General features: G+C 72.4%; 5 protein-coding genes. 2 read left to right on the top strand and 3 right to left on the bottom strand.

Translation table 11 applies throughout. The features are described from left to right. Positions 1-116: 116 nt before the first annotated feature. Complete coding sequence (locus ACTJIL_RS16085) at positions 117-1,496, bottom strand: MATE family efflux transporter (RefSeq protein WP_440756613.1); 1,380 nt, start codon at positions 1,494-1,496, stop codon at positions 117-119. 140 nt (positions 1,497-1,636) lie between these two features. Here ACTJIL_RS16085 and ACTJIL_RS16080 point away from each other — a divergent pair, with 140 nt between their 5' ends. Then, positions 1,637-2,986, top strand: coding sequence for a DUF3667 domain-containing protein (locus ACTJIL_RS16080; RefSeq protein ID WP_440756612.1), 1,350 nt, complete (start codon positions 1,637-1,639; stop codon positions 2,984-2,986). Between the two features lie 149 nt (positions 2,987-3,135). On the opposite strand, the gene ACTJIL_RS16075 is transcribed toward ACTJIL_RS16080, so the two are convergent. Then, positions 3,136-3,774 carry a DUF3106 domain-containing protein gene (locus tag ACTJIL_RS16075; RefSeq protein WP_440756611.1) on the bottom strand — a complete coding sequence of 213 codons (639 nt, stop codon included), beginning with the start codon at positions 3,772-3,774 and terminating at the stop codon, positions 3,136-3,138. Continuing rightward, a complete protein-coding gene (locus ACTJIL_RS16070; RefSeq protein ID WP_440756610.1) occupies positions 3,764-4,735 on the bottom strand; it encodes a hypothetical protein in 972 nt (323 codons plus the stop codon). The genes ACTJIL_RS16075 and ACTJIL_RS16070 overlap by 11 nt, the downstream gene beginning before the upstream one ends. Before the next feature lie 435 nt (positions 4,736-5,170). Between ACTJIL_RS16070 and ACTJIL_RS16065 the strand changes: the two genes are divergently transcribed. Beyond that, positions 5,171-7,474, top strand: a complete 2,304-nt coding sequence (locus ACTJIL_RS16065; RefSeq protein WP_440756609.1) for a primosomal protein N' — start codon at positions 5,171-5,173, stop codon at positions 7,472-7,474. Positions 7,475-7,578: the final 104 nt, after the last annotated feature.

Here is a 7,578-nt window from a genome sequence, read left to right as displayed (position 1 = left end):
GGCGGAAGCCGCGAGCTTTTTTCTGGCCTGGTCGAAAAGCTCGCGGCTTCCGCCGCTCCTACGACAGCGGGGATGGGTGGCCGATACGGCAGGATAGCCCGCCCGCCATCACGGTTTCATGCGCCATCGGTCACCATGACCACGCGCGCATCGCGCGAGGAACGCAGGAAACGCGTGCCCAGCAGGATCGAGGCGACGACCAGCCCGGCGATCAGGCCGATCCACATCCCGCGCGGCCCCCAGCCCAAGCCCAGCCCGAGCCCGGCGCCCAGCGGCATACCGACGCCCCAGTAGGCGCAGGCCGCCAGCAGCATCGGCACGCGGGTGTCCTTGAGCCCGCGCAGCGCGCCGGCCGAGAGCACCTGGATGCCGTCCGGGAACTGGAACGCCGCGGCATACAGCAGCAGCGACGAGGCCAGCGCCGCCACCACCGCATCGCGCGTGTACAGCGCCACGATGTGGTCGTGGCCGAACAGCAGGATCGCGCCGCCGGTGAGCTGGGTGGCCAGCACCAGCACGCCGCCGGCGAACGCCGCCTGCCGTACCCCGTGGCTGCCACGGCCCTGGCCCACCGCGTGCCCGACCCGCACCGTGGTCGCCTCGGCCAGCCCGAACGGCACCATGAAGCACAGGCTGGCGACGTTGATCGCGATCTGGTGCGCGGCCGCCGGCACGTCGCCCAGGCGCCCGATCAGCAGCGCGGTGACGATGAACAGCCCGCCTTCCATCATCACCGTCACCCCGATCGGCAGGCCGGTGGCGAGCAGGCCGCGGATCGATGCCCAGTGCGGTCGGTCGAAACGGGCGAACAGTGCCAGCGCGGCAAAGCGCCTGGTGCGCGCGAGGTACGCGGTGAACGCCAGCACCTGCGCCCACAGCATGATCGCCGAGGCGATGCCCAGCCCGCCGGCGCCCATCTCCGGCAGGCCGAACTTGCCGAACGTCAGCACCCAGCCCAGCGGCAGCAGCAACAGCAGCCCGCCGAAGCCGAGCACCATCGTCGGCAGCGTCCAGTGCATGCCGTCGCTGAGGTAGCGCATGCAGTAGTACAGCGTCAGCGCCGGCACGCCCCAACGGATGCCGCGCAGGAAGTCCGCCGCGCCCGGGCGGATCTCCGGCGCGATGCCCATTGGTTCGAGCGCGAACACCGCCAGGCTCAGGAACGCGAACAGCACCAGGCCCAGCCCCGCCGCCAGCCACAGCGACTGCCGGAACAGCGGGCCGATCTCGTCGTGCCGGCCCGCGCCGGCGAGCTGCGACACCGACGGCGGCAGCGCCATCAGCGTGCCCATCGGGATCATCATCGGCAGCCAGAACAGCGCCGTGCCCACCGACACCGCAGCCAGGGTGGTGGTGCCGTGGTGGCCGGCGAGCACGGCGTCGACGAAGCCGATCAGGCCGGTCGAGACGTGGCCGACGACCAGCGGCGCGGCGAGCACCGCAGTGGTGCGCACCTCGCTGCGGAAGCGCGCGGGACTCTGGATGGGCAGTGACATGGGGGAGAGATGCGTGTCGCGCGACTGCGGCCGCGCGCCGATCAGGTGTCGGACGCTGGCGCCGGGTCACGGCAGGCGGCTATGTTACCGGGCTTCGGGGACGCCCTGCGCGCCGTACCGCGGCGCCGGAGGATCATCAGATGCAGACACACGACGACACGCCGCGCGACGCCGCGCCCGCCACGCCGCCGCCCTTGCCCGCGTCGCGGGCGCGCGGCAACTGCGGCAATTGCGGCTCGCCGCTGCTGGGCGAGTACTGCTACGCCTGCGGCCAGCCGGTGACGGGCATGGTGCGGCATTTCTCCACCATCCTCGGCGATTTCACCGACACCGTCCTCAACTGGGATGCGCGGCTGCCGCGCACGCTGTGGCCGCTGCTGGTGCGGCCGGCGTTCCTCACCCGCGAATACTTTTCCGGCCGCCGCGTGCGCTACGTCAGCCCGGTGCGGCTGTTCGTGACCCTGGCCATCGTCACCTTCTTCGTCGCGCAGTTGATGCTCAGCTTCGGCGACATCAACTTCGAAGACGGCAAAGGCCCGACCGACGCAAGCTTCTCGCAGGTGCAGACGGTGGACGAGGTCATTCGCCAGCGCGACGAAGCGCTCGCCGAGCTGGCCGGCGCGCGCAAGCAGGATGCGGATGGCGTTCCCGGGCTGGGTGCCGGCCTGGGCATCGCCGAGAAGGCGATCCGCAACAGCGCCGAGGCGCGCATCCGCGTGCTGGAGCGCCGCGCCGCGGGCAAGGCGCCAGTGTCATCCGGCGTCGCGGCAACCACGACCGGATCGCCGGAACCCAAGGCCGCAACGGACGCGAAGCCGACGGACGCGCCCGCAGCCGCGGACATCGCCGATGCCGCCGACCCGCCGGCTCGCGCCGGCCAGCCGGATGCGGTCGCAGACGCGAAAGCCGATGCCGACGACGACGACTCCGAACTGAGCTTCAACGGCACCCCTTGGGACCCGAAGACCAATCCGCTCACCGTCTCCTGGTGGCCGGACTTCGCCAACCGCTGGCTCAACGTGCAGGTCGGCCATGCCAAGGCCAACATCGTGCGCCTGCGCACCGACCAGGAATTCCTCAAGGACGCCTTCCTCGGCGCGGTGCCGTCGACGCTGTTCGTGCTGCTGCCGCTGTTCGCGCTGATGCTCAAGGTGGTTTATGTGTTCAAGCGCCGGCTGTACATGGAGCACCTGCTGGTGGCGCTGCACAGCCACGCGTTCCTGTGCCTGACATTGCTGCTGATCTTCGCGGCGATGGCGCTGCAGCGCTGGCTGGCGCCGGAGCCTGGCGCGCTGCAGACGCTGTTCACGGTGATCGAGGGCCTGCTGTGGGCGTGGATGCCGCTGTACCTGCTGCTGATGCAGAAACGCGTCTACGGCCAGGGCTGGACGATGACGTTGCTGAAATATTCGGCGATCGGCTTCTGCTACACGATGCTGCTGAGCTTCGGCATCGCGTTCACCGCGGTATTCGCGGTGGTCGCGGGGTAGGCCGCGGCAACGTCCCCGACGCGAGCTTCTGGCCTGCGACCCGAGAGCGAGAAGCTCGCGGCTGAAGCCGCTCCTGCAGAGTGACGCCTCCACCGCGGATGTGGGGGGCGTCGCCCCGACCTACGCCTGATCCATCCACCTGCACCCGCTCACCGGTGCAGGCGATCGCGCAGCCAGGCGTCGCGCCGTGGCGCCGGTTGCGCCAGCAGCTGAGTGCGCAGCGCATCGCGCGCCTGCGGTGGCGTGCGCTGCGCCAGCACGGACAGGTCCGCGCGACCTTCGGGCGACAGCGCGCGCAGCGCTTCGAGCAGGGCATCGCGCTGGTCCGGCGGCACCTGCGCAACCAGGGCGTGCAGCTTCGGGTAGTCCGCTCCCAGCACCGGGCCGAGCAGCCAGCCGCGGCGCTCGCTGCCGTCGAGCGCGTCGTACTGCGCCCGCAGCGTCTGCTGCTGGTCCGGCGGCAATGCCGAGAATGCCGTCGCCGCGGCGCGCAGCCGCTGGCGTTCGGCCTCCGGCAAGGCCTGCCACGCCTGCCACGCGTCGCGCCGCTCGCGCTGCGCCGCCGGGACCTGCGCATCCCACTGCGCGACCCGGGTATCGAAGGCGGCGCGCTGCTCGGGCGTCATCGCCGCCAGCACCTCGGCGTGCCGCTGCAGCTCGGCGCCGGTCGGTGCCGGCAACGCCCGTGCCTTCTCCAGCAGGCCTGGCGGCAGCGACTGCGCGGCGACGCCGGCCGACAGCGCCAGTGCCAGCGCGAAGACCGGCGCGCGGAGGAAGTCAGAACACATCTTCGGTTTCCGTTGGCGCGTCCGGGTCCGTCGGCGCGTCCGCCACCGGCGCGGCGTCGGCATCGGACCCCGCCACGATCTCCGGCACCTTCGCGCCCGCGGCCAGCCAGGCATAGAAGCCCGGGTCGCTCGCGGCGGCTTCGTCGTCGGCCGCGGCGAGGAGCTCGAAATCGGGGTGGGTCAGCAGCGCGGCCCGGGCATCGAAGGTCGATTCCGGGGCCTGCGCCGGCGGCAGCGGGACGACCTCGATCCGCGAGGTCGGCGCGCCGTCGGCCTGGTTGTCGAACGCCGGCAGGAAGGTCGCGCCGAACGCGAGCAGGCTGGCCGCCGCGACCGCGACGATCGCCGGCATCCGCCACGGCGCGGGCGCCGCGGGGTCGCGTCCGGGCGCCGCGGCCGCGGGCAGGTCGAGGCGACGGCCGTGCGCCGCGGCCTCGCGCATCCGCGCCAGCTGGGCCATGCGTTCGGCCGACAGGTCGCGCACCGCGTGCCGCGTCGCCTCGCCCAGCATCCGCCAACCCTGCGTGTCGGGCTGGCCGTCATCGCCGTGCGGCAGCGCGCGCTGCAGCGCCAGGCGGTAGGTCGGCCGGGCCACGCCGAGCACCGCCGCGGCCTCGGCTTCGGGCAGGCCGGCCACCAGCCGCAGCAGCAGCGCGGCGCGCGGGCCGCGGCCGATCCCGGCCAGCAGACCGAAACCGCTGCCCCAGGCCGGCGCCACCGGCTGCTCGCGCAGCTCCGGGGTGGCCAGCAGCAGGGTCCAGAACTGGCGCGGCCAGTCGGCGAACGGGATCCGTGCCGCAGGCAGGCGAAAGGCCCGCATGGCGGCGATCAGGGCGCGGTCGCCGGTCGCGGCGTCGCCGACCTGCAGCTGGGCAAATACCGCGCCGCGGCGTTCGACGCCACGCAGGAAAGCCGTCAGGGCGGCCGGCGCCGAAGCGGCTTCGTGGAGGGTGCGCGGCATCGTGGGCTCGGTGTGATCGCCCCGCATGATAGCCGCCACGCCGGAGCGCTTGCCCCTTGACGAATCGGGAAAGATCGACAAGGCCCCGGTCGCGGACGAAATCGGTTGTGCACAGCGGTCATGGCGCCGTCACAAAGCTGGACCGTCCCGCAACCCGTTCTCCCGCGCACCCGTTGTTTCACGGGCAAGTACTTGATTCCAATGGAAGACTTGGGTTTGGCACTTTTTTGACCAAGTCGCCGATCCGGCTTGTTTTACCGTGCCCTTTGCCCCCAACCGGAGCGCGATGCACAGACTTATCCACATGCGATGTGGATAAAGGGAAAACCCTAGAGGCCACGGCAACTTGCGGGCCATTGGTGGGACCGAACCGAGCTATCGCACGCAAACGCACATCGTCCGTTGGATGCTTGCGGCGACCGCTAGACTTCCTTGATGCCCGCCGACATTTCCGCCCTGCAGGTCGCCCTGCCGCTGCCGCTGCCGCGCCTGTTCGACTACCGCGCGCCGGCCGGCCTCGCCGCCACGCCGGCGCTGGCGGGGTGCCGCGTGCGGGTGCCGTTCGGGCCGCGCGAACTGGTCGGCGTGGTGGCCGGCGTGGACACCCCGGCCGGCGACGCGCCGGCCGGTGACAAGCCTGAGCTGCGCGAGGTCCTGGCTTGCCTCGACGACGCGCCGCTGCTGCACGGTGAACTGTTCGAGTCGCTGCGCTGGCTGGCACGCTACGCCCACGCGCCGCTGGGCGAGGTGCTGGCCACCGCCCTGCCCGCCGCCCTGCGCCGCGGCGAGCCGCTGCCCGATACCCACGCCTGGGCGTGGCGGCTGACCGAGGCCGGCGCCACCGCCCTGCCCGGCCTGCGCGCCGGCAGCCGGCCGCGGCGCCTGGCCGAACTGCTGCACGGCGCGCCGCGCGACGAGGACGCACTCGACGCGCTGATGGATGACTGGCGCGGCGCGGCGCGCTCGCTGGGCAAGCGCGAGCTGGTCGAACGCATCGCGATCGCCGCCTCGCAGCTCGCGCCAACGCCGCAGCCCGGCCCCGAAGCGAACGCCGAACAGGCCGAGGCGATCGCCACGATCCGCGACGCGCAGGCCGGCGAGGATGCGGGTTTCGCCGCGCTGCTGCTCGACGGCGTCACCGGCAGCGGCAAGACCGAGGTCTACCTGCAGGCGATCGCCGACTGCCTGGCGCGCGGCAAGCAGGCGCTGGTGCTGGTGCCGGAGATCGGCCTGACCCCGCAGCTGCTGTCGCGCTTCCGCGCGCGCCTCGGGGTGCCAGTGCACGCGACCCACTCGGGATTGAACGACGGCGAACGCGCGCGCACCTGGGCCGCGGCGCTGCGCGGCGAGGCGCGGGTGGTGGTCGGCACGCGCTCGGCGGTGTTCACGCCGCTGCCCGAGGCCGGCCTGATCGTGGTCGACGAGGAGCACGACGGCAGCTACAAGCAGCAGGACGGCATCCGCTACCACGCCCGCGATTTCGCCCTGGTCCGCGGCAAGGCGCTCGGCGTGCCGGTACTGCTGGGCAGCGCGACGCCGTCGCTCGAATCGCTGCACAACGCCCGCAGCGGCCGCTACGCGCACCTGCGCCTGACCCGGCGCGCGGGCGAGGCAAAGCCGCCGCGGGTGCGCGTGCTGGACGTGCGCAAGCGCCCGCTCGAAGCCGGCCTGTCGGCCGAACTGCTCGACGCCGCCGGCAAGGCGCTCGATGCCGGCGGCCAGGTGCTGGTGTTCAAGAACCGCCGCGGCTACGCACCGGTGCTGCTGTGCCACGACTGCGGCTGGAGCGCGCAGTGCAAACGCTGCAGCACGCCGCTGCAGGGCACGCCGATGACCGTGCACGCCGGCGGCCGCCGCCTGCAGTGCCACCACTGCGGCGCGCGCCAACCCGTGCCGCTGGCCTGCCCCGACTGCGCCAGCCTGGCGCTGCAGCCGCAGGGCATCGGCACCGAACGCATCGAGGAGCTGCTCGCGCAGCGCTTCGACGGCAAGCCGGTGCTGCGCATCGACCGCGGCAGCACCCGGCGCAAGGATGCGCTGGAAAAGCACCTCGACGCGTTCGGCGCGCAGGCCGGCGTGCTCATCGGCACCCAGATGCTGGCCAAGGGCCACGACCTGCCGAACCTGACCCTGGTGTGCGTGGTGGGGATCGACGAAGGCCTGTTCTCGGCCGACTTCCGCGCCGGCGAGAAGCTCGCGCAATTGCTGATCCAGGTCGCCGGACGCGCCGGCCGCGCCGACAAGCCCGGGGAGGTGCTGCTGCAGACCCATCACCCGGAGCATCCGCTGCTGCAGACGCTGATCGCAGGCGGCTACCACGCCTTCGCCGAGGAAGAACTCGCCCAGCGCGAGATGGCTGGCTTCCCGCCGTTCGCGCATCTCGCGCTGCTGCGCGCGGAGGCCAAACACGCGGATGCGCCGATGCAGCTCCTGCATGCGGCGAAGGCGCTGCTGCTGCCGTTTGCGGCAACGAAACAAGTGCTTGCGACCCGCGCGGCGCCGAACGGCGCGCCGCCCTCCCTTGAACGAAGCGGGGATGCGTTGCTGGAACTGCACGGCCCACTGCCCGCACCAATGCCGCGGCGCGCAGGCATGCACCGCGCGCAGCTGCTGGTGTCGGCCGCGAACCGCCGCGCGCTGCACGGCGCGCTCGATGCGGTGATGCCGGCGCTGTACGCCTTGCCCGAGGCGCGCAAGGCGCGCTGGTCGCTGGACGTGGATCCGGTGGATCTGTACTAGGCGTCGCCAGCGGCAGGGGCGATGGTGGTTCGCAAGTGCGGGCAAGTTGTAGGAGCGGCGGAAGCCGCGATGGCTTTCCCGATCATGCCATCGCGGCTTCCGCC

Origin of the sequence: Luteimonas sp. 22616 (assembly GCF_052044325.1) — a bacterium.
In the GTDB taxonomy this organism is placed as follows: domain Bacteria; phylum Pseudomonadota; class Gammaproteobacteria; order Xanthomonadales; family Xanthomonadaceae; genus Luteimonas.
The sequence above is the reverse complement of the archived record's forward strand: the minus strand, read 5'-3'. Positions and strand labels throughout refer to the sequence as shown.

Coding starts and splice junctions, on each gene's coding strand:
- ACTJIL_RS16085 (WP_440756613.1), bottom strand. CDS start 1,496: ATGTCACTGCCCATCCAGAGTCCCGCGCGCTTCCGCAGCGAGGTGCGC.
- ACTJIL_RS16080 (WP_440756612.1), top strand. CDS start 1,637: ATGCAGACACACGACGACACGCCGCGCGACGCCGCGCCCGCCACGCCG.
- ACTJIL_RS16075 (WP_440756611.1), bottom strand. CDS start 3,774: ATGTGTTCTGACTTCCTCCGCGCGCCGGTCTTCGCGCTGGCACTGGCG.
- ACTJIL_RS16070 (WP_440756610.1), bottom strand. CDS start 4,735: ATGCCGCGCACCCTCCACGAAGCCGCTTCGGCGCCGGCCGCCCTGACG.
- ACTJIL_RS16065 (WP_440756609.1), top strand. CDS start 5,171: ATGCCCGCCGACATTTCCGCCCTGCAGGTCGCCCTGCCGCTGCCGCTG.